Origin of the sequence: Spirosoma profusum, assembly GCF_014699005.1 — a bacterium.
Classification (GTDB): Bacteria; Bacteroidota; Bacteroidia; order Cytophagales; family Spirosomataceae; genus Spirosoma; species Spirosoma profusum.
Genome location: NZ_JACWZY010000001.1, coordinates 502786 through 524191, shown reverse-complemented (window position 1 = coordinate 524191; position 21406 = coordinate 502786). Strand labels below are relative to the sequence as shown.

Sequence of the window (21406 nt, the reverse complement as noted above, 5' to 3'; positions counted from 1 at the left end):
ACACTATCGTTTCAAGTAACCTTCACTACGTATGCACGCAGGAAGAAAATATAGTTTATCGGAGTTCATTGTCTGGACACGACGCGATATTTACTGGCTCATTGGACTAGCCGCAATCCCTACCGTTCTTTATCAGGTTCTCGGCTGGAAATGGCTGGCTATTCCGTGGGTGCCGATTGCGATGATTGGTACAGCAGCCGCGTTTATCGTAGGTTTTAAAAATAATGCTACGTATGGCCGCCTGTGGGAAGCTCGTCAGATTTACGGCGGCATTGTAAACCTCAGCCGGACGTGGGGTATTATGGTTAAAGATTTTGTCAGAAACACCAATGGATCGACTTCTCCTCAAGATCTTCAATCGATACACCAGCAGCTCATACTACGTCATATTGCCTGGCTTACGGCGCTACGTTTCCAGTTGCGGGAAGAACGTACCTGGGAAAATACGCATCAGATTTACAATGAAGAATACCAGCGATTTTATAAAATCCCGGAAAAAGAGAGCAGTCTGGCGGAAGAACTAAAGCCGCTTCTCTGGGTTCAAGAGTCTGAATACGTATTGAGCAAGAAAAATCGCGCTGTTCATCTGATCAGCCTGCAATCGAAACAACTAGGGGAGTTAGTCGATGAAGGGCTACTAACCGATCTTCGACATGTGGAAATGGCCCAAATGCTGAAAGATTTGTACGACCAGCAAGGCAAATGCGAACGTATCAAAAACTTCCCCTACCCCCGCCAGTTTGCCAGCATCAACCTGTTTTTTATACGCCTGTTCGTGATGCTAGTTCCGTTTGGACTGTTGCAGGAATTTGCCAAACTAGGTGGGCATTTTGTGTGGCTTACTATTCCATTCAGCGTATTGGTATCGTGGGTTTTCAACTCGATGGAGCGCGTAGGTGAAAGTACCGAAAATCCATTCGAAGGTGGGCCCAACGACGTACCAATTACGTCTATGAGTCGTGGTATCGAAATCGACCTACGCGAAATGCTCGATCAACCGGAAATTCCATCCGCCCTGCAACCCGTCAATAATATTTTGATGTAGCATTTTTGTCATTCTGACGCAGGAAGAATCATACTGTATCATAACTCTCAAATTAGTCAACTTTGAAATTCTTCCTGCGTCAGAATGACAAAAAATGGCTTCAATGACAGATAAAACCTACAAAAAGCTCCGAATTTTCTCGGCAGTGGCCGCCAGTTCTTCCTGAGTAGGTTTCAGTTTATGACTGAAATTCATATCACCCATAGAGTTAAGCGGAATCAGGTGGACATGCGCGTGTGGTACTTCTAATCCAATGACTGCCACGCCGATACGTTTGCAGGGAATCGCCTTCTCAATAACTGTGGCAATTTTCTTGGCAAACGCCATCAGGCCCATATACAACTCATCGTCAAGCGCGAACAGGTAGTCGATTTCTTTTTTGGGGATTACGAGCGTATGCCCCATTGCTGTCGGCATCACGTCCAGAAAGGCCAGGTAATCGTCAGTTTCGGCAATTTTATGCGCCGGGATCTCTCCGGCTACGATACGTGTGAAAATGGATGGCATAGCTAATGAATAATGTAAAATGGATAATGAATAATGTAAAATGGACTACTGGCCCAGCATTATTCATTATCCATTAACTAGTTTACCGCGAAATGTCAACTACTTCAAATTCCAGCACACCAGCGGGTACTTTGATTTCGGCCGTATCGCCAACTTTTTTGCCTAAAAGCCCTTTTCCAATAGGCGAACTAACCGAAATACGGCCGGTTTTCAGATCGGCTTCTTCTTCCGAAACAAGCGTATAGTTCATTTCAGCACCGTTTTTCTTATTCTTGATCTTTACCTTCGACAACACCGATATCTGCGACGTATCAATAGTCGATTCGTCCAGAATACGGGCATTGGCAACAACTTCTTCAAGTTTCGATATTTTCAGCTCGTGTAAACCCTGAGCATCTTTGGCCGCGTCATATTCGGCATTTTCGCTGAGGTCACCTTTATCACGGGCTTCAGCAATCTGACGGGCAATTTCGGCCCGGCCTTTTGTTTTCAGGTCATTCAATTCAGCTTTCAGCCGCGTAAGACCCTCTTCGGTATAATATGAAATTTTTCCCATAACTACGTTAACTTACTCTGTGATTCTCAATATTTGGGATGGCTCTTAAAAACAAAAAAACGGTACACCGACCGTTCTGCAACCAAATTGGTTTTCTTTGCAGTCGCGTCAGTGTCGCCGTCGAATACTCGAAGCGAGGTGTTTAGGAATATAATCAATGTCTCGTCGCATAGGCAGAGCCTTCGGTTGGCCAGTCTTTTTGGACAAGATACGTAAACCTAAGCGTATCCGTCCGACAAAAATAGAAAGACTTCCCGGCTATTTCAATACGTAAATAGTCTACGCGCTAAAATCTAATTAATTGCTTCATGCCGCAACCGCTTCGCATTATCTTCATGGGTACCCCCGATTTTGCCGTACCCAGCCTACAACGCTTACTGAGTGCAGGTTGCAACGTAGTGGCTGTAGTAACAGCTCCCGACCGTCCGTCGGGGAGGGGACTGCAACTCACCACATCATCAGTTAAAAAAGCCGCCGAAGCCGCTAACTTACCGGTACTCCAGCCAGAAAAACTGCGCGACCCGGCCTTTTTGGAACAATTAGCCAATTATCAGGCTGACATCCAGGTAGTTGTTGCGTTCCGCATGTTACCCGAAGTTGTGTGGTCGATGCCTACGATTGGTACGTTCAACCTGCACGCATCGCTGCTGCCCAACTACCGGGGTGCGGCCCCGATCAACTGGACGATCATTAATGGCGAGACCGAAACGGGCGTCACTACGTTCTTTATTGAAAAAGAAATCGATACGGGTCAGATGATTTTTCAGGATTCCGAACCCGTTTATCCTGATGACACAGCGGGGCTACTTCACGACCGACTGATGGAACGTGGCGCGAATCTTGTCTTGAAAACGGTGCAGGCTATCGAGTCGGGAACGTACCCACGTAGCGTCCAGCCAAACGCCGACAACCTGCGTCCAGCTCCCAAACTGAGTCGCGAAACCACCGAAATCAACTGGAATCAGCCGGCCATTTCCATCCGAAATTTCGTACGTGGATTGTCTCCCTATCCGAGCGCATGGACGCTGATAAATGGAAAAACGTATAAAGTATTTAGTGCTACGTTGGCCAACGAATCGCCTTTTGCCGCCGAACCGGGTGAAGCGTATTCCGACAACAAAACGAAAATTCTGATACGTGCTGCCGATGGCTGGCTCCAGCTCGATTCTCTGCAAGCAGAAGGCAAACGACGAATGACCGCCGAAGAGTTTTTGCGCGGGAATAAGCTCTGAACCGGGATTTAGCTGATTTAGGGATTTACTGAATTTTGTTTTCATTAGATTGATGCGCTTCTTCGAAGCGGAAAACAAAATTCAGTAAATCCCTAAATCAGCTAAATCCCGGTTCAGAGCTATGAAACAACTATTCACCTACGTATCATTTATCCTCATTACGCACTTCACTACGTTCGCTCAGGACACCCAGACCTACGCTGAGAAATTAGGCTTTCCAAAAGGAAAAAAAGTGGTCATTTTTCATGTCGATGACGCGGGCATGAGCTATGAATCGAATATGGGTACCATTAACGCGTTCGATAAAGGCATAGCCAGTTCGGCAAGCGTCATGATGCCCTGCGGCTGGGTTCCTCATTTCTTCGATTACCTCAAGAAGAAGCCCAATCTGGATGTGGGCGTCCATCTGACACTGACGTCTGAGTGGAAAAATTACCGTTGGCATCCACTTGTTGGCAAAGAAAAAGCACCCGGTTTACATGACGAACAGGGCAATTTCTGGCCTGCCGTTGCGCAGGTAGTGGAACATGCGTCGGCGGATGAGGTGGAAGCTGAAGTCAGAGCGCAACTAGCTCAATATCGGGCGTTTGGACTCCAGCCCACACACATGGATTCGCACATGGGTACGTTGTTCGAGCCGAAGTTTCTGCCCCGCTACGTTAAGGTAGCGATGGAAGAAAAAGTCCCAATTTTGTTTCCGGGTGGACATGCTACGTTAATTACCAAAACCAATAAGCTTGCAGCCAACATGCAGGAGATAATAAAACAGGTCGGCAAGCAACTTTGGGACGCAGGTTTACCGGTTCTGGACGACCTCGATGGGAGTATTACAAACCATAATCTACCCGCCGGAGCCAGTGACGAAGCGTTACAGAAATTCAAAACCGAGAAATACATCGAACTGTTAAACTCAGTGAAACCCGGTTTAACGTACATCATCATGCACTGCACGGACCCAACGCCCACCTTCAGCCTGATTAGCGGAACGGGCCAAAGCCGCAAAGGCGACATGCTCGGCATGATGGACCCAGCCCTCAAAGCATACATTGATAAAGAAGGCATCATCATCACCACCTGGCGTGAGTTAATGGAAAGACGTAAAAAATTGTGAACGAGCGTTTTTGTCATGCTCAGGCACGAAGCATCTTAAAGTATCCTTATTTGTGTGTTTGGAATCTTTAAGATGCTTCGTGCCTGAGCATGACAAAAACGCTCGTTCACTCAATCACTCATTATGAAAATTAGTCTCATTTCGGCGGTGGCCGAGAACGGCGTCATCGGACGTAATAACGAATTGCCGTGGCATTTGCCCGATGATTTTGCGTTTTTCAAGCGAAAAACCAGTCACCATCCCATCATTATGGGGCGTAAATCGCTGGAATCGCTGGGAAAGCCGTTGAAGAATCGTACGAATATCGTCCTGACACGGAATCAGGATTTTAAGGCCGAGAACGTAACGATTGTGCATACGCTTGACGATGCGGTGAACGTAGCATCGGAAATTAACAAAAACGAAATTTTTGTAATTGGTGGCGCTGAGATTTATGCGATGGCAATGCCTATCGCAACTACGTTGTATCTGACTGAAATTAATCAAGCTTACGAGGGAGATGCCTATTTCCCGAAATTCGACAAAAGCGAGTGGCAGGAAGTGGAACGTATCGCCCACCCCGCCGACGAGCGACACGCCGTTGCTTTCGATTTCGTAACGTATGAACGTCGGTAGTGAGTAAGGTTTAGGCGGTTTTTGGCTTTGTTGCCCAATAGCTACCTTTCTTGTATGCAGATTAACCATTCGATTCAACCCACCGATCTCTCCAACAAACTTGCCCGTTTCTGGGAACTCTCTGGTCAGAAAATCGACCTCATTGAACAGGAATACGACGTAACGAAAGGGTCGCCGGTGTTTACGGTGGCTGGAAAATACAGCACGCGCGGCTGGACCGAGTGGACGCAAGGCTTTCAGTTTGGCTCGGCTATTTTGCAGTTCGACGCTACCAACGACACGCGTTTTCTGGAAATGGGTCGTGAGCAAACGCTACGTGTCATGGCTCCGCATGTGAGCCACATCGGCGTACATGACCACGGCTTCAACAACGTCAGTACGTACGGCAATCTGCTACGTCTCATGCGCGAAGGCCGAATTCCGACGAATAATTGGGAAGCCAATTTTTACGAACTGGCGCTCAAAATTTCCGGTGCAGTGCAAGCCAGCCGCTGGACACCAATAAAAAACGGTGGATTTATAAGCTCGTTCAACGGTCCTCACTCGCTCTTTGTCGATACGATACGTTCGTGCCGGGCGCTGGTGCTGAGTCATGCGCTGGGGCACGTATTTCAGGGCGAAGGCGATGTAAAAATCAGTTTGCTGGAACGGGCGCTGCAACACATCAAGGCTACTGCCGATTATTCTGTGTTTTACGGCGAAGGCCGCGATTCGTATGACGTTTGGGGACGTACCGCTCATGAAAGCGTCTTCAATGTAAAGGATGGTAATTTCCGGTGCCCCAACTCGCAGCAGGGTTATTCGGGTTTTACTACGTGGACTCGGGGTCTGGCCTGGGCGATGTGCGGTTTCGCGGAACAACTTGAATGGCTTGCTACGTGCCCCGACACCGAACTGGATACTTTCGGTGGACGTAGCACAATTGAGGCTTATATGCTGAAAGCAGCCACTGCTACGTGTGATTTCTTTATTGAAAACACCCCCACCGACGGCGTTCCATATTGGGACACAGGCGCTCCGAATCTGCACAAATTGGGAGATTACCTGAACCGGCCAGCGGAACCCTACAATGATTTCGAACCCGTAGACAGTACGGCCGCAGCTATTGGCGTGCAGGGCTTGCTACGCCTGGGTAAATACGTAGCGGAGAAAGGCGACGCTACGTCGGGGAAACGTTACGTTCAGGCGGGGTTAACCGCACTTGATACATTGCTGGGCGAGCCTTACCTCAGTACGTCGCCGACGCACCAGGGCTTACTCCTGCATTCGATTTACCATCAACCCAACGGTTGGGACTACGTACCACCGGGCAGCAAAATTGCCAACGGCGAATCGAGTATGTGGGGCGATTATCACATCCGCGAAGTAGTGCTCTATGTGCAACGTATCATCCGTAACGAACCGTACTACACCTTTTTCAACTGTTTGTCTAAATGAGCGAGAAATATAAACCCCAGTTTCCGCGCATGGCGCAGATGAAAACGGCGACCGATCTGCGGAATTATCTGACAACGAACCATATCGACTTGCCTTTCGACGATACGTTGCTGTCCCCGGACGAAAGCCCGTTCAATAAACCCATTCAGTTAAAATCGGGGAAGACTATTGGGAATAGCCTTTGCATTTTGCCGATGGAAGGCTGGGATGGTACTACCGACGGACGACCGACAAACTTTACGCGGAATCGTTGGAAGAAATTCGCAGTGAGTGGGGCTAAACTGCTGTTTGGTTGTGAGGCTGTAGCGGTTTGCCACTCAGGAAAAGCTAATCCAAATCAGTTAGTGTTGAATACTGATACGTTCGAGGATTTTGTTGCATTGCGGCAACTGATTCTGGACGAACATACGCAGGCATTCGGCAATACAGATGGTTTAGTGATTGGTCTTCAACTGACGCATTCGGGACGATTCTGTAAACCAAACAGCCATAAAAAATTCGAGTCGAAAATTCTGTACAGCCACCCAATTTTGAACGGCAAATTCGGAATGCCGGCTGATTATCCTACACTTACGGACGAAGACATTGATCAAATTATTCAACACTACGTCGATGCGGCTGTGCTGGCGCAAAAGGCGGGTTTTGATTTTGTGGATGTAAAACACTGCCACGGCTATCTAGGGCATGAATTTCTGAGCGCATTCAGTCGGGAGGGCCGTTATGGTGGTTCGTTTGAAAACCGAACTCGTTATCTACGCAACATCGTGGCGGGAATTCGCCAGGCGGCACCGGGGCTGGAAATGGGCATTCGTCTGAGTGCGGTCGATATGCTTCCGTTCAAAAAAGGGCCGAGTAGTACGGGTGTTCCTGAAGAAGCCGACCAATATCCATTTGCGTTCGGCGGCCAACCGAATGGGCTGAGTTTCGATCTTAGGGAGACAAAAGCATTTCTTTCGCTGGCAGAATCACTTGGTATACAGATCATATGCATCACGGCGGGCAGCCCATATTACAATCCTCACCTGACACGACCGGCATTGTTTCCGCCCTCCGACGGCTATCTGCCACCTGAAGACCCGCTTATTGGTGTAAAACGTCATCTCGACATAACGAATGAGTTGAAACAGGCTTTTCCGGAACTGGTCATTATCGGCTCGGGCTATTCGTATTTGCAGGAGTGGCTGCCCAACGTAGCACAATACGCACTACGTAACAATATGGCCGACAGTATCGGTTTTGGTCGGATGGTATTATCCTACCCAACCATGCCCGCCGATATGGCTGCCGGGAAAGCGATGGTCAGAAACCTGATCTGCCGTACATTTTCTGACTGCACAACGGCCCCACGTAACGGCCTGATTTCTGGCTGTTACCCACTGGATCCGCTGTACAAAAAGAGCCCGGAAGCCGAGCAACTTAAAGCCTACAAAGAAAGCGTGTAAGCGTGTAGTTTGTGAAAATCCGACATTACAGGAAAGCCATGTGGACAACAGAATCATTGTGGTTTGAGGTAGGTATTGTCAGTATCATATTCGCTGTAGGGAATATGACAATGGGACATTTTGAAGAGCAAACGCCAAAAATCAGACGGATAGGTAAATATCTTTTCATTCTGCTCCTGATCTGCGGAATTTCAATGGTCTTTGGCCGGACTACAGCCATGACTGCACTGAGTACGTTCATCATACCGCTCTTATACGTTCATGGTTACTATTTGCCGAAAAAGAAAGGTATTAATGGCTTGACGGGAGAGCCCAAAAGCAAGTACTATGACTTTCGGGGTTGGGACAAAAATATATTCTCAAAATAAACTCGTGTTGCTATTGTCCAAACCATTATGAAACGAGTCGCATTTATAACCGGTGGTAGTCGGGGCATTGGGTATGGTATTGCCCAACATCTGGCGAAAGATGGCTTCGATTTAGCCATAAACGGCGTCCGCCCCGAATCCGCCGTAACGGAAGCACTTGATGGTCTGCGTTTACTGGGGCCCGAAGTCATTTACTGCTCCGGAGACATCGCTTCGGCTGAAGATCGAGCCAATATGATGGCGAAAATAAAAGCACATTTTGGGCGGTTGAACGTATTGGTGAATAACGCGGGCGTAGCACCCAAAGAACGACGCGATATCCTGGAAGCTACCGAAGAAAGTTTTCACTACGTCCTGTCAACCAATCTCCAGGGCGCGTATTTCCTAACGCAGGCCGCTGCAAACTGGATGATCGAACAGCAACGTAACGACGCTACGTTCACCGGCTGCATTATCAACGTATCGTCGGTTTCGGCTACGGTGGCGTCGGTCAATCGCGGAGAATATTGTGTGGCGAAAGCGGGGCTGAGTATGGCGACACAACTGTTTGCGGCCCGACTTGGTGAGTTTAACATTCCTGTGTATGAAGTTCGGCCGGGAATCATTCAAACCGATATGACGGCAGGCGTTACGTCGAAATATGATACGTTGATCGCCAATGGCCTCACCGTGCAGAAACGTTGGGGCCAGCCCGACGATGTTGGACGAGCGGTGGCATCCCTGGCGCAGGGCGACTTCCCCTATTCCACCGGTCAAGTGATTATGGTCGATGGCGGGTTGACTGTTCCACGTTTATAAGATTTTGATAATCAGTTGTGCCTTCCCGATTAGTTTTCCTTCTTCCTTCCCTTTACAGGATAATGAATAATGTTCAATGGATAACGCAAAATGCAGGTTCAAAACCACTCCATTCTACATTACTCAATATTCATTAACCATTATTCATTAAACTAGCATGAGTAGCCAAACCGAGTCTCGACGAGAGTTTATTAAATCCGCAGCCGTAGGTTCGCTGGCTGTGATGAGCTTACCCACTATTATTCCAGCCCACGCTTTCGGCGCCAACGACCGTGTACGGGTGGCTGTTATTGGCGTAAACGGTCGCGGGAAAGACCATATTCAAGGTTTTTCGCGATTGAAAGACGTGGAAGTGGTAACCCTCTGCGACGTCGACAGCAACGTTTTGCAGCAGCGTGCTGCTGAATTTGAGAAGAAATACAACCGCAAAGTCCAGACTATGGCCGATTTGCGGCAGGTGTACGAAGATAAAAACATCGACGCCGTAAGCATTGCGACGCCGAACCACTGGCATGCGCTGGCGGCTATCTGGGCGTGTCAGGCGGGTAAGGATGTATACGTCGAAAAACCGGGTGCACATAACCTGTACGAAGGTCGGAAACTGGTCGAAGCCGCGCATCGCTACAACCGGATTGTTCAGCATGGAGTGCAGCTACGTAGCTCTGTTGCCATTCAGGAAGCCATAAAACACCTGCGCGATGGCCTCATTGGAAACGTCTATATGGCGCGGGGATTAGTTTATAAATGGCGGCCAGATATTGGCAATCAGGGCAAATCGCCCGTTCCAGCAGAGCTTAACTGGAACATGTGGCAGGGGCCAGCGCAGGAAAAAGAGTTCAGCAAAAACTACGTTCACTACAACTGGCACTGGTTCTGGGACTACGGTAACGGCGACATTGGCAACCAGGGCATCCACGAAACTGATCTGTGTATGTGGGGCTTAGATGTGGGACTGCCCGAAGAAATTACGTCGGCCGGAGGGAAATTCCTGTGGAAAGACTGCAAGGAAACGCCTGAAACACTTTCGTCTGTTTATAAGTACCCCAAAGAAGGCAAAGTCATTCAGTTTGAGGTACGTCCGTGGATGACCAACAAGGAAGATGGGGTTGAAATTGGCAATCTGTTCTACGGCGACAAGGGCTATATGGTAATCAATGGCTACTCGGATTACAAAACCTTCCTGGGCAAAGAACGAACACCGGGCCCAGCCCGCAACGAAGGGGGCGACCACTATGCCAATTTTATCGACTGCGTACGGTCGCGCGATAAATCGAAGCAGAACGGCCCTGTTGAAACGGCGCATCTGGCATCAGGGATTGCGCATCTGGGCAACATTGCTTACCGATTAGGACGCACACTCCATTTCGACCCCAAAAACGAAGTGTTTGTTGGCGATAAAGAAGCGAACCAGATGTTGACGCGGAAATACCGCGCTCCATTCCTTGTACCTGAAAAAGTGTAATTTGAGCCTATTTTGTCATGCTGAGTCGGACCGCCGAAGCGGCACGAAGCATCTTAAAGATCTTGGACAAGCTAGTTAGGAAACGTTAAGACGCTTCGTGCCGCTTCGGCGGGCCGACTCAGCATGACAAAAAACTATTCGCAATACTCGCTCGAAACCTTAACCAACCTGATGAAACCAATCACCAATCTTGAACCGACGAACAAGTCTGTTATCGGCCATCTTTTACAAATTCCAGTGCTGGTAGCTGCCCTCGGCTATCTGGTCGATATGTACGATTTGTTTCTGTTCAGCGTGGTACGTGTACCCAGCCTGAAAGCTCTCGGCGTCGACGGCGACCGCTTATTGAGCGAAGGTATTCTGCTGCTGAACAGTCAGATGGCGGGTATGCTGGTTGGCGGCATTTTCTGGGGTATTCTGGGCGATCGGCGTGGGCGACTTTCTGTCCTGTTTGGCTCTATTCTACTGTATTCGCTGGCCAATATTGCCAATGGTTTTGTTACGTCGCTGAATCAATACGTCATTCTCCGGTTCATTGCGGGCGTCGGACTGGCGGGCGAATTAGGCGCAGGTATTACGTTAGTCACCGAGACTTTACCGAAAGAAATTCGCGGGTACGGTACTACGTTGGTCGCTACGATGGGCGTCATTGGAGCTATTCTGGCTTATTTCATGGCCGATCTCTTCGATTGGCGCATTTCGTATTTCATTGGTGGTGGCATGGGACTTTTGTTGCTTATCCTACGTATCAACGTCATGGAATCGGGACTATACGTGAAAACCAAGCAACGAGTTATAGCGCGCGGAAGTCTCGCGATGCTTTTTACCAATCGCAACCGGTTAAGGCGCTACGTTCAATGTATTCTGGTCGGTTTACCCATCTGGTTTGTGGTCGGCATTCTGATTACGTTTTCGCCTGAGTTAGGTAAAGCATTGGGGCTGAATGCTCCAGTTGTAGCGGGCAAGGCAGTTATGCTCAGTTTTTCGGGGCAGGTACTGGGTGATATCGTCAGTGGTTTCATGAGCCAGTCGATGCAGAGCCGCAAGCGGGTCATTCGCTTGTTCATGCTGCTTTCGTTTGTGTTTATGCTGGTTTACCTGCTCGTTCCTATAAACGACCTTACCGTTTTCTACGCCGTTTGCGTCTGCCTGGGGTTTGCCAATGGCTACTGGACGCTGTTCGTCACTATAGCAGCCGAGCTATTTGGTACCAATCTCCGTGCTACCGTAGCAACCACCGTACCCAACTTCGTACGTGGTGCCACTATCCCGTTGAGTTCGCTTTTTGTCCTTCTGAAACCATCGCTGGGCACGATTTATAGTGCGCTGGCAGTCGGTTTGGTAACGTTACTACTAGCTATGGCAGCCCTTACTCGTCTGGACGAAACCTTCAAAAAAGACCTTGACTACATAGAGGAAGCGTAACGCGGCCATCTGGTACTCCAGCTTTTGTCCGCGTTACGTATGACTCAATTAGGATTACTTTCAATAGATTGCTCCAACTGACGAAGCTGCGCGGCTTCTAATTCTTTTTGTCCAGTTAGTTCAGCCAGTAATTCTTTCACATTCACGGTTGCAAAGCTGCTGGCGTAGTCGGCCATGGCGTAGGGAATGATCAGTTCGCCATTGTTGATAAGACCTCCGCAACTATACACTACGTTCGGTACGTAGCCTTCGCGCTCGTTTTCGTCGGGGCTTAAAATTGGCTCGACGGTACGCCCAATAACTTTGCTGGGATCAGCCAAATCGAGCAGGAATGCCCCAATTGCGTATTTTCGCATGGGCCCTACGCCGTGGCTCAGTACCAGCCAGCCAGCTTCTGTTTCAATCGGCGACCCGCAGTTGCCAAGCTGAACGTACTCCCAGTGATACGTTGGCTTCAGGAGCATTTCCTTCGTTTGCCAGAAGTACAGATCGTCGGAATACATCAGGTAAATATTCTCGCCGTCCTGCCGCGAAATCATAGCGTATTTGCCGTTAATCTTACGCGGAAACAAGGCCATGCCTTTGTTCGAAACCTCGGCTCCGTTGAGCGTACTGACGCTGAAATTGGAGAAATCTTTGGTTTCGAGCAGTTGCGGGAACGTAACGCGCCCGTTGTAGGCCGTATACGTAGCGTAATACGTTACTTCCCCGTTATCATCTGTAAATGCTACAAAGCGAGCATCTTCAATACCGTTTGTTTCGTTGGGCGAAGTCGGAAAAATGCAGCGTTCGTCCAGACTCTGGTCTTCTTCGAAATGAATCTCGTAGTTCGATTTGGCAAGGGCCAACAAACCACCTGAAATGGTCTCGTATTCAGCATTATAGCGATACTGCGCTAATACCCGTTTAACCTGAGCTTCGAGTTCGGCCAGACTAAATTCATCGCCCAGACCCGCCATCATTTTTTCCTGGATACTATTCTCCAGCCGCAGTTCATAGAGTTTACGCTCGAATAACGCGCGGTTGAAGCGGTGGTTAGGCACAATTTCTGGAGAGGTAACGTAGCGTGACGGCTTACGGACAATGATTTTTCCGGATTCATCGATATACCCCGTTCGGAACGAGATGGACGATACATGCCCCTCACCTGTTGCCCGTAAACTCAAAATGAACCGCTTATAACCCGGTGGCAGGTTCGTCTGGTCAGGATGCCAGATCATCGACGGATTAAATAAAGCCGCCGACTCCAGCGAATATTCCATCGTGAAATAAGCCCCCAGCAGCAACTTACGGTCTTCAGTAAGCGGCTCGTCGGTGAGTAAATGAGGCTTTATCTGTTCGAAACGCTGGAGCAGAAATCGTTCATGCTTATAATGCCGCCCCCCAAATTCCCGAACTACTTCATCTAACTTATTATCGACTTCTTCGTCGGTCATGCTACCCACACGCGCAATGATTTTCAGGGTGCGTGTAGTACTTCCTAATTCAAACGCACGAAACAGGACACGAGTAGGGTCCGGTTGAAGCACGATTCCGGTACGTGTGGCTTTTATACTCATTTGCAAACTCAATGTTTCTGAATACAAAGTAGAACGACAAAGACGCCGAAACCAAGATAGTCGCTAATAAATAACGACAATTTGTTTCGGCGTCCTGACTCGAAAGGAGGTTACTACGTATGTAAAAATTATAAAATCCTGCACTCAACCCATAATGTTCGGCACATCAGGCAACCAACGTCTCAGCTAATTAACACCGTTAAGCGTTTACAAGCGTAGATGACGTAGCAGTTGCGGACTTTAACGTAGCACGTTGTTTCTGAACGTAGTAAAGTTCAGACAAAGCCAGCAGATACGATAGCGTCGATTCAGCACCCTGATTCTGATTAACCCGGTCGATGTGCAGCCCATCGCGGCAGCCGCCGGTTTGCTGATCATAGAGCGGCAAACCTAAATCATTAAGGCCGGTAAACCAGGTGAAAATTCGAATGGCTGTGCGGTGCCATTCTTCCTCGCCCGTCACCTCAAAAGCTGCCAGACAGGCCGAGAGTGTACTTTGTGCTTCAAGGGGCTGCTGGTCGAAATAAGCGCGTGGCTGGCCTTTCGTGTAAAAGCCATTCGAACCAATTGGCTGAAAATGTCCTTGCTGCGCCGTCTGAAGGTCAACCAGCCAACGTAGCGATTTCAGACCCATCGCCACAAGCCGCTCTTCGCCAGATCGGATCATAACGTGCGCCAGTAACGCGTTATCGTATGAGAGCGTGTTCTCGAACCAGGGCCATTCTTCCGTAGCCGTTTCAGTGTAGCGGAAAACTAATTTATCCAACAACCGTCGCTGAATCGTTTTGGCCAGCCGGTCGTCGTTGAAACGTTTCTGGTATTCGTAGATACCCAATAGTGCAAAGGCCCACGACCGGGGTGATGACATTTCGCTAATACTGGGCAATACTTTTTCGAACAGGTTCATTGCCCAACTGATCGAGTTTAAATCCAAAGCCCGACCAATGCAGCAACCCAGCGACCAGATAGCCCGGCCTGTACTATCATCAGAGCCAAACTCTTCCAGCCAGCGCCGGTCGTAACTCATAAAGTTTTTGAATCGGCGGTGGTCATCGGCGTACGCATGATTCAGGAATGCGCAGTACGTATCAGCAACCTGCGCCAGTCGTGAGTCAGTTATACCAATGCTCTGCAACGTAAGTGCCAGAATCAGGGCGCGAGCGTTGTCGTCGGTGCAATAGCCTTCTTCGTAAAAAGGTAAGTGGTGGCGAGCGTGCTGCACAATTCCCGTTGAATCCGTCAGCCGGAACAGGTGATCGAGCCGAATGGTGGGCAGTTTGTATACGGAACTGCTGTGGGCACCCATCGTGTAAGGCGCCTGACTACCGACAATGCTCATACGCTCCTGCCGAGCCCGTGCAAACGACCGGCCATACATCTTGATAACATGCTCCCAAATCATCTCGCGGCCCATCAGGTAACCTTTTTTCCGCATAGCATGGCGAACCGGCTCATCAGTCAGTAGCCGGGATATTTCGGTAGCAATGGCATCGGAATCGCCAAAGGGTACCAACACGCCCCGGCCATCGGCCAACAGTTCTTCAGCATGCCAATAAGGCGTTGAAACAACCGCTTTCCCGCAACCGAACGCATACGACAACGTACCAGAGGTTATCTGCGCCGGATTCAGGTAAGGCGTTATATAAATGTCGGCCGAACCGAGATACTCCCGCAAATCGTCCAGCTCAACAAACTGATTGTAGAAACGGATATTTTCCCGAACGCCAAGGTCGTTGGCCAGCTTTTTTAAACTGTCGCGATAAGCTTCTCCTTCGTGTTTGATGAGATGCGGGTGCGTAGCTCCCAGCACCATATATACTACGTTCGGATGCTGCTCCACAATGCGGGGCAGGGCTTTTATTACGTTCTCAATGCCTTTGTTGGGCGATAACAGACCAAACGTCAGGAGTGTCTGTTTGCCCTCCATACCAAATTTATCTTTGTAGAAATGCGGATCTACGAAAGGCATATCGGGAATACCGTGCGCAATCAGATCAATTTTCTCTTCAGGAATTTCGTAAATATTAATCAGGAAATCGCGCCCTTTCTCCGACATGCAAATCACCCGCGACGATAAATCGGCAATGGTTTTCAGCACAACCAGTTGGTCTTTATCAGGCGTTTTCAGAATGGTATGGAACGTAGTGACAATCGGCATGGTCAGGTTCCGAAGCAACGTCAGAATGTAACTTCCGGCAGGTCCGCCGAAGATGCCGTACTCATGTTGCAGACACACTACGTCGACGGATTTTGCATTCAGAAATTCGGCGGCTTTTTTATAAGCCTCCTGATCGTGCTGATAGAAATCGTAACGTACCTCGCTGGGGTAATCATAGCCTTCGGTCGCATCATTGACCGACACCACTAGAGCATTCGCGTCCGGGATAAATGAATCGTAGGATTTATAAAGGTCAGATGTGAACGTAGCAATGCCGCACTGACGAGGAAGGTAATCGCCAATGAACGCTACGTTCTTTGGATTGTACTCAAGCGACACATCCGAACCTGGGTGCACATTATTTTGATTGGTGGCCATTCCGGTTCCAAAGCTATATGTGTTCATACTTGTATTACGGGTTAACTGTATATATCGTAATTAGTATAATCAACTGGAATGGTATTTTGTTTGACCTAAGCAAGATGTTTACAACCAAAAATTAAGGAATTGGACATTATCTATTAATTGTCCAACTTATCCTTTTTATCAGTATACATGTTGACCCGAACCATCATTCATATTGGCGTTAAATTTCATTTAAAATTGCCAGAATAGCGGTTCAAATAGTCTGCCAGAGTTCTTAATTTTCCTAAACAGCGCCGTTTTACGTACCTTGCGACTTTACTTTGCGTTAGTAAAACATGATTTGGCAACGCGTTTCGTCGTTTATTTTTAAGCATCGGATTACATTGGTAATCATCGTGTTGCTCGGTACGGCCTTCATGGGATATCAGGCCAGCCAGGTTCGGCTCTCCTACGAAATCGCAAAAATTCTCCCCCCCTCCGACCCCGACTTTCAGCGGTACGAAACGTTTAAATCCCAGTTTGGTCAGGATGGCAACGTAATGGTTTTGGGAATCGAAACCGATAGCATGTATCAGCTCAACTTTTTCAATGACTGGTACGCGCTGAGCCAGAAAATCAAACGTATTGAGGGCATAAAAGACGTAGTGTCGAATGCCAATTTGTACAGCATCCTCCGCGATGATTCGGCCCATACGTTTCGCATTCGCCCGCTGGTACCACGACCGCTCACAACCCAAGCTGGCGTGGATAGCTTGCACGAACGTATCGGTCAATTGCCGTTTTATCGGGGGCTGGTTACCGATAGCACCGGGCGCACGCACCTGATGGCCATTACGTTCGAGTCGAAGCTTGTAAATACCAAAAATCGAATTGCGGTTGTGCGCAAAGTAGAAGCCGTAGCGGATTCTTTTGGACGACAACACAAGCTACTGGACAACACGGTGCATATGTCGGGGATGCCGTATATCCGAACTGAATTTTCGGCGAAAGTCAGTAAAGAAATGACCCTCTTTATGGGACTGGCGTTTCTGGTTACGGCGCTTATTCTGTTTTATTTTTTCCGTTCGCTGACAGTAGTACTCACAGCTTTAGCAGTAGTAGGGATTGGGGTTATCTGGGCAACGGGCTATATCAAGCTATTTGGGTACGACATTACGTTGCTGACGGGCTTGATTCCGCCACTGATTATCGTTATCGGCGTTCCAAACGCCATTTTCCTGCTTAATCGCTATCACGAAGAACTGAACCGAAAACGGGGCAAAGACGACGCGCTACGTATCGCCACCGAGAAAGTAGGCGAAACGACGTTTTTCGCCAACGTAACGACCAGCATCGGATTTTTTGTTTTTTACTTCACCGGGAGTCCGCTGCTGCTGGAATTTGGATTGGTTGCGGCCTGTGGCATCATGACTACCTACGTAGTATCGCTGGTCCTGATTCCTATCATTTTCAGCTATTTACCGGAGCCTTCGAGCCGCCAGCGAGGCCACCTCGACCGACGTCATATCAGCGGTTTTTTGACTTGGGTGAACCAGTTGGTGCACCACCGACGCGCGGCCATTTATACGTTCATCGCCATCGTTACGTCCGTCGCGATTGTGGGGGCGTTACGTATCAATCCGATTGGTTTTGTCGTTGATGATCTCCCAAAAAACGACCCGATTTATACCGACCTGAAATTCATCGAAAGCCGATTCAAGGGCGTCATGCCGTTTGAGGTGAGTATTGATACTAAACGACCCGGCCGTGTATTGACTCCGCAAACCCTCACGAAAATTAAACTGCTGGAGCGTGAGTTCAGCAAATACGGCGAGTTCACCCGACCTCTCTCGCTGGTGGAAGCGGTCAAGTTTTTCTATCAGTCCTACCGTGGTGGCGATCCTAAATACTTTGCCTTACCAGGAGCCCTCGAACTGAGTCAGCTAGCCAGCTACGTTCCCCAACTAAAAGGCTCCGAAAATCGCTTCAAAGCCTATCTGGACAGTAGCCGGCGCTACACACGTATCAGTTTTCAGATGCCCGACGTCGGCACGGTACGTACCAAACAGCTCCTAAGCGAACTGCAGCCCAAAGCCGATTCTATTTTCAACGTCGACCGTAGCACAGGCCAGCGTGTTGCGCCTAACGAGCAATATGATGTAAGTATCACCGGCAATAGCGTCGTTTTTACGCGGGGCAACGATTATCTGCTAAAAAACCTGGCAGAAAGCACTGTATGGGCGGTTTTGCTGGTATCGGTTATCCTGGTTTTTCTGCTACGTGACCTACGGCTGAGCCTGATAGCGATTCTGCCGAGTGTAGTTCCACTTATTGTGACAGCGGGTATCATGGGATTCTGCGGCATCCATCTGAAACCATCGACGATTCTAATTTTCAGTATTGCGTTCGGCATTTCGTCGGATGGCACCATTTACTTCATCACGAAATACCGCGACGAACTTCGAAATCAGAAACTTAGTCTGGTACAGGCTGTCTCTGAGACTATCCGACACACGGGCATTAGCATGTTCTATACGGCTATCATTCTGTTTGCGGGCTTTGCCATTTTCACGGCTTCTACGTTCCAGGGGACGGTGGCGCTGGGAATTCTTGTCTCCATTACGTTGCTGATGGGCATGGCGTCGAACCTGATTCTGCTACCCGCTTTTCTGCTCACAGTCGATAAAAAACGGCAAAAAGCCCAAAAGTCGCCCACAGTAATGTGAGAATGCTACGTTCTTTTGCTTTTCTTGAGAACCGTGCTGCTGTAACGTAGTACCAATCAAGCGATGAAAAAACTGGCCGTATTTTCCCTTCTGGTTTGCTTACTCAGTTCGTTCAGTCACAAAGAGTTGAGTTGGATAGCCATTGGTGATTCCATTACGTATCTGAACGAACACCTCAACGAAACCGGCAACCGAATTACCAAAGGTTACATGACCCGTGTGACGGAAAAATTACCGTATATCCACTACACAAATCAGGGACATAATGGCTGGACCGCCATTCGAATTGCGCAGGAAATTGACAAATTGGGACTGGTAAAAGCCGATGTGTATTCAATTTTTCTAGGTACCAATGATTGGTGGTCGGGCCGTCCGCTGGGTCGTTTTGAGGATTACAAACAAAACTCAGGAAATGGTACAGTTTACGGGGCATTTCGTACGATTGTCAACAAACTCCGCAGCTTAAATCCAGAAGCGCCTATTGTGTTTATCACACCCATGCAGCGGGTGGATTTTGTATATCTGGCCAATTTCAAAAACAACGCGTATGGCTCTTATAAGGATAAAAACGGCCAGTTGCTTGAAGCATTCGCCAACGCCATCGATTCCATTGGCAACTACGAGAAATTACCGGTAATTGACCTCTACCATACGAAGGGGTTAGCGCACAAAAAACTGGTTAAATTCAAGCGTTTGAAAGACCCAAAAACCGGTGAATACACAAACTATCGCTATCCAAAATTCATCGATGTTCCTTTCTCGCCCGAAACCGACGAGTATCCCTATCCTGTCGAAGCCATCGACCGAACGTATGATGGCCTACATCCTTCCGATAAAGGTTACGAACTCATTACCAAACAGCTGGTGAAGGTGATGAAGAAATATTGATTTCTTCGGCAACGTAGCATAATAACGTTTACTGCTCTTCCAGCAACGTATCAAACGAAACGTACTGACCCCCAAAACGATGCTGAATACGTTGACGTAGCGCATCGGCGTGCTGCTCCTGATACGTTGTGTAATCACCCAACGTATCAAAATCGAGTTGCACTGAGTACGTTACTCCCTGGTTGTCAATTTCTGTTAAAAGGCGTAAGATTCGGTGACTCAGGGGAAGTTCAGTAGCAAGGACTGCTGGAACGTAGAAGCGTTTCATCCACCGAAGCCAATCGTCGGCCACCTCTGTTGCTACGCTATAGGTCGTATTGTAAACAATCATATGCCGTTTAACCGCGATTCAGTAATAGAAGTTGGCCATTTGGTTGTTTATTTGCCGAAGTAATTCGTTTGATAACCAATTGACTTATGTATTCTGGACTAGTACACGCCCACTCGGGGCTTCGCTGGATAGCCCTTATTTTGTTACTGGCTGCTACTGCAACCGCTATTAGCCGCTGGCAAGGCCAAAGCGGTTATACCGATGGTAACCGTAAATTATATCTCTTTACATTAATTTCTGTGCATACACAGCTGTTGTTAGGTTTGCTGCTCCTCTTCATGAGCCCGAAAGTGAATTTCAGCCTGATGAGTGACAAACTTTATCGGTTTTATAGCGTCGAACATACTGCCGGTATGCTGATAGCTATCATTCTGATTACAATTGGCTATTCACGCTCAAAACGAGCTAGCCAGCCTATTGTAAAGCATCGGCTGGTTGGTATTTTTTATGGAATCGGACTTCTGCTGATTCTGGCGTCTATTCCCTGGCCATTCCGTATTCCAGGAGCAGGCTGGTTTTAATATCACAATTCAATAAGTAAAAGGCCATTCTGCATCGTCAACTGAGTTGCAGAATGGCCTTTTTCAGTAACAATATATTACCGATTAATAAATTGCAGAAATAAATGTTTTTAATTGGCATAGTTTTTTCTCTAGAAATTTGATGTAATCCCCATAAATATAGTCTACTGATAATCAATAAATTATTTATTCATTTCTGGTTATTCGTTAAAAAAGTGTAGAAAAATTTCCTCATAAAAATTGGCTCGTCAGTCAATATTATCTACTTTTATAACGCCTAGCCTGTACTTAACCTTTATTCTATGACGAAAAAAATGCTCCTGGCAGTATTTTGTACTGTCTCGTTTGGCATTGTTAAAGCACAGTCCGTGCCCACCGCTCTTAATAGTGTACCCACCGTAACTGAAGCTGACGTATCCACCGTAACTCCAATTCCTTTTTACGAGCAGCTTCCGCTTGTAAAAGAGGTCATTAGCTTCGCAAAAGAGCACCTATACACCCGCTACCGGTCGGGCGGTACAAACACACGCGGCTTCGACTGTTCAGGATTTACCCGCTTCTGTTTCAATCATTTTGGCTTATTGTTACCCCATTCCAGTGCAGCGCAGGGCAATGTCGGAGAAGCCATCAATCAGGAACAAGCGCAACCTGGTGACTTAATCCTGTTTAAAGGCCATAGTTCCAAAGGCAGCCATATTGGCCACGTCGGGTTGATTACAGAAGTGATTGGCGATCAGATAAAATTCATCCACTCGGCCTGGAACGGCGGTGTCCGCTATGATTACCTTCACGCTGATTACTACAAACGACGGTTCATGGGCGTTCGGCGCGTGGCTCACATGCTAGCGGAGAATTAGTGCCGATTTAGTGCACTAACATT

General features: G+C 48.2%; 19 protein-coding genes. 14 read left to right on the top strand and 5 right to left on the bottom strand.

Going from position 1 to position 21406, the window contains the following annotated elements:
- Positions 1–31 precede the first annotated feature (31 nt).
- Positions 32–1045, top strand: a complete 1014-nt coding sequence (locus IC229_RS01865; RefSeq protein ID WP_190885209.1) for a bestrophin family protein — start codon at positions 32–34, stop codon at positions 1043–1045.
- Between the two features lie 117 nt (positions 1046–1162).
- On the opposite strand, the gene IC229_RS01860 is transcribed toward IC229_RS01865, so the two are convergent.
- Both IC229_RS01860 and greA read right to left on the bottom strand, forming a co-directional pair.
- A complete protein-coding gene (locus tag IC229_RS01860; protein ID WP_190885208.1) occupies positions 1163–1552 on the bottom strand; it encodes an HIT family protein in 390 nt (129 codons plus the stop codon).
- Positions 1553–1634: 82 nt separating this feature from the next.
- Positions 1635–2108: a transcription elongation factor GreA gene (greA, locus tag IC229_RS01855; protein ID WP_190885207.1), complete on the bottom strand. Its 474-nt coding sequence runs from the start codon at positions 2106–2108 to the stop codon at positions 1635–1637.
- A gap of 308 nt (positions 2109–2416) precedes the next feature.
- Here greA and fmt point away from each other — a divergent pair, with 308 nt between their 5' ends.
- The 9 genes from fmt to IC229_RS01810 all read left to right on the top strand — a co-directional run bounded on the left by fmt (position 2417) and on the right by IC229_RS01810 (position 11998).
- On the top strand, positions 2417–3340 hold the full coding sequence (gene fmt / locus IC229_RS01850) for a methionyl-tRNA formyltransferase (RefSeq protein WP_223833805.1): 924 nt from the start codon (positions 2417–2419) through the stop codon (positions 3338–3340).
- A 121-nt stretch (positions 3341–3461) separates the two neighbouring features.
- Complete coding sequence (locus IC229_RS01845) at positions 3462–4451, top strand: polysaccharide deacetylase family protein (RefSeq protein WP_190885206.1); 990 nt, start codon at positions 3462–3464, stop codon at positions 4449–4451.
- A 123-nt stretch (positions 4452–4574) separates the two neighbouring features.
- Positions 4575–5066, top strand: a complete 492-nt coding sequence (locus tag IC229_RS01840; protein ID WP_190885205.1) for a dihydrofolate reductase — start codon at positions 4575–4577, stop codon at positions 5064–5066.
- Between the two features lie 54 nt (positions 5067–5120).
- Positions 5121–6503, top strand: coding sequence for a glycoside hydrolase family 88 protein (locus IC229_RS01835; RefSeq protein ID WP_190885204.1), 1383 nt, complete (start codon positions 5121–5123; stop codon positions 6501–6503).
- The gene (locus tag IC229_RS01830) at positions 6500–7945 is read left to right on the top strand and encodes an oxidoreductase (protein WP_190885203.1); all 1446 of its coding nucleotides are present in this window, start codon (positions 6500–6502) and stop codon (positions 7943–7945) included. Before IC229_RS01835 ends, IC229_RS01830 begins: the two co-directional genes overlap by 4 nt.
- A gap of 38 nt (positions 7946–7983) precedes the next feature.
- Positions 7984–8313, top strand: coding sequence for a hypothetical protein (locus tag IC229_RS01825; RefSeq protein WP_190885202.1), 330 nt, complete (start codon positions 7984–7986; stop codon positions 8311–8313).
- Positions 8314–8340: 27 nt separating this feature from the next.
- On the top strand, positions 8341–9111 hold the full coding sequence (locus IC229_RS01820) for a 3-ketoacyl-ACP reductase (protein WP_190885201.1): 771 nt from the start codon (positions 8341–8343) through the stop codon (positions 9109–9111).
- A gap of 157 nt (positions 9112–9268) precedes the next feature.
- Entirely contained in the window at positions 9269–10573 is a 1305-nt protein-coding gene (locus tag IC229_RS01815; RefSeq protein WP_190885200.1) for a Gfo/Idh/MocA family protein, read from the top strand.
- Positions 10574–10744: 171 nt separating this feature from the next.
- Positions 10745–11998 carry an MFS transporter gene (locus IC229_RS01810; RefSeq protein ID WP_190885329.1) on the top strand — a complete coding sequence of 418 codons (1254 nt, stop codon included), beginning with the start codon at positions 10745–10747 and terminating at the stop codon, positions 11996–11998.
- Positions 11999–12042: 44 nt separating this feature from the next.
- On the opposite strand, the gene IC229_RS01805 is transcribed toward IC229_RS01810, so the two are convergent.
- Both IC229_RS01805 and IC229_RS01800 read right to left on the bottom strand, forming a co-directional pair.
- On the bottom strand, positions 12043–13557 hold the full coding sequence (locus IC229_RS01805) for a glycoside hydrolase family 130 protein (RefSeq protein WP_190885199.1): 1515 nt from the start codon (positions 13555–13557) through the stop codon (positions 12043–12045).
- Between the two features lie 199 nt (positions 13558–13756).
- Positions 13757–16093: a glycosyltransferase family 4 protein gene (locus tag IC229_RS01800; protein ID WP_223833817.1), complete on the bottom strand. Its 2337-nt coding sequence runs from the start codon at positions 16091–16093 to the stop codon at positions 13757–13759.
- A gap of 323 nt (positions 16094–16416) precedes the next feature.
- Between IC229_RS01800 and IC229_RS01795 the strand changes: the two genes are divergently transcribed.
- Positions 16417–18786 (top strand): efflux RND transporter permease subunit, encoded by a 2370-nt coding sequence (locus IC229_RS01795; protein ID WP_190885197.1) that lies wholly within the window; start codon positions 16417–16419, stop codon positions 18784–18786.
- A 63-nt stretch (positions 18787–18849) separates the two neighbouring features.
- Complete coding sequence (locus IC229_RS01790; RefSeq protein ID WP_190885196.1) at positions 18850–19674, top strand: SGNH/GDSL hydrolase family protein; 825 nt, start codon at positions 18850–18852, stop codon at positions 19672–19674.
- 28 nt (positions 19675–19702) lie between these two features.
- On the opposite strand, the gene IC229_RS01785 is transcribed toward IC229_RS01790, so the two are convergent.
- Positions 19703–20005: a DUF4286 family protein gene (locus IC229_RS01785; protein WP_190885195.1), complete on the bottom strand. Its 303-nt coding sequence runs from the start codon at positions 20003–20005 to the stop codon at positions 19703–19705.
- Positions 20006–20091: 86 nt separating this feature from the next.
- Between IC229_RS01785 and IC229_RS01780 the strand changes: the two genes are divergently transcribed.
- Complete coding sequence (locus IC229_RS01780) at positions 20092–20526, top strand: cytochrome B (RefSeq protein WP_190885194.1); 435 nt, start codon at positions 20092–20094, stop codon at positions 20524–20526.
- Between the two features lie 302 nt (positions 20527–20828).
- Complete coding sequence (locus IC229_RS01775) at positions 20829–21383, top strand: C40 family peptidase (RefSeq protein WP_190885193.1); 555 nt, start codon at positions 20829–20831, stop codon at positions 21381–21383.
- The last annotated feature ends 23 nt before the right edge of the window (positions 21384–21406 follow it).

Excerpts from the sequence above, each read along its gene's own strand:
- IC229_RS01865 (WP_190885209.1), top strand. The coding sequence starts at position 32 with ATGCACGCAGGAAGAAAATATAGTTTATCGGAGTTCATTGTCTGGACA.
- IC229_RS01860 (WP_190885208.1), bottom strand. The coding sequence starts at position 1,552 with ATGCCATCCATTTTCACACGTATCGTAGCCGGAGAGATCCCGGCGCAT.
- greA (WP_190885207.1), bottom strand. The coding sequence starts at position 2,108 with ATGGGAAAAATTTCATATTATACCGAAGAGGGTCTTACGCGGCTGAAA.
- fmt (WP_223833805.1), top strand. The coding sequence starts at position 2,417 with ATGCCGCAACCGCTTCGCATTATCTTCATGGGTACCCCCGATTTTGCC.
- IC229_RS01845 (WP_190885206.1), top strand. The coding sequence starts at position 3,462 with ATGAAACAACTATTCACCTACGTATCATTTATCCTCATTACGCACTTC.
- IC229_RS01840 (WP_190885205.1), top strand. The coding sequence starts at position 4,575 with ATGAAAATTAGTCTCATTTCGGCGGTGGCCGAGAACGGCGTCATCGGA.
- IC229_RS01835 (WP_190885204.1), top strand. The coding sequence starts at position 5,121 with ATGCAGATTAACCATTCGATTCAACCCACCGATCTCTCCAACAAACTT.
- IC229_RS01830 (WP_190885203.1), top strand. The coding sequence starts at position 6,500 with ATGAGCGAGAAATATAAACCCCAGTTTCCGCGCATGGCGCAGATGAAA.
- IC229_RS01825 (WP_190885202.1), top strand. The coding sequence starts at position 7,984 with ATGTGGACAACAGAATCATTGTGGTTTGAGGTAGGTATTGTCAGTATC.
- IC229_RS01820 (WP_190885201.1), top strand. The coding sequence starts at position 8,341 with ATGAAACGAGTCGCATTTATAACCGGTGGTAGTCGGGGCATTGGGTAT.
- IC229_RS01815 (WP_190885200.1), top strand. The coding sequence starts at position 9,269 with ATGAGTAGCCAAACCGAGTCTCGACGAGAGTTTATTAAATCCGCAGCC.
- IC229_RS01810 (WP_190885329.1), top strand. The coding sequence starts at position 10,745 with ATGAAACCAATCACCAATCTTGAACCGACGAACAAGTCTGTTATCGGC.
- IC229_RS01805 (WP_190885199.1), bottom strand. The coding sequence starts at position 13,557 with ATGAGTATAAAAGCCACACGTACCGGAATCGTGCTTCAACCGGACCCT.
- IC229_RS01800 (WP_223833817.1), bottom strand. The coding sequence starts at position 16,093 with ATGGCCACCAATCAAAATAATGTGCACCCAGGTTCGGATGTGTCGCTT.
- IC229_RS01795 (WP_190885197.1), top strand. The coding sequence starts at position 16,417 with ATGATTTGGCAACGCGTTTCGTCGTTTATTTTTAAGCATCGGATTACA.
- IC229_RS01790 (WP_190885196.1), top strand. The coding sequence starts at position 18,850 with ATGAAAAAACTGGCCGTATTTTCCCTTCTGGTTTGCTTACTCAGTTCG.
- IC229_RS01785 (WP_190885195.1), bottom strand. The coding sequence starts at position 20,005 with ATGATTGTTTACAATACGACCTATAGCGTAGCAACAGAGGTGGCCGAC.
- IC229_RS01780 (WP_190885194.1), top strand. The coding sequence starts at position 20,092 with ATGTATTCTGGACTAGTACACGCCCACTCGGGGCTTCGCTGGATAGCC.
- IC229_RS01775 (WP_190885193.1), top strand. The coding sequence starts at position 20,829 with ATGACGAAAAAAATGCTCCTGGCAGTATTTTGTACTGTCTCGTTTGGC.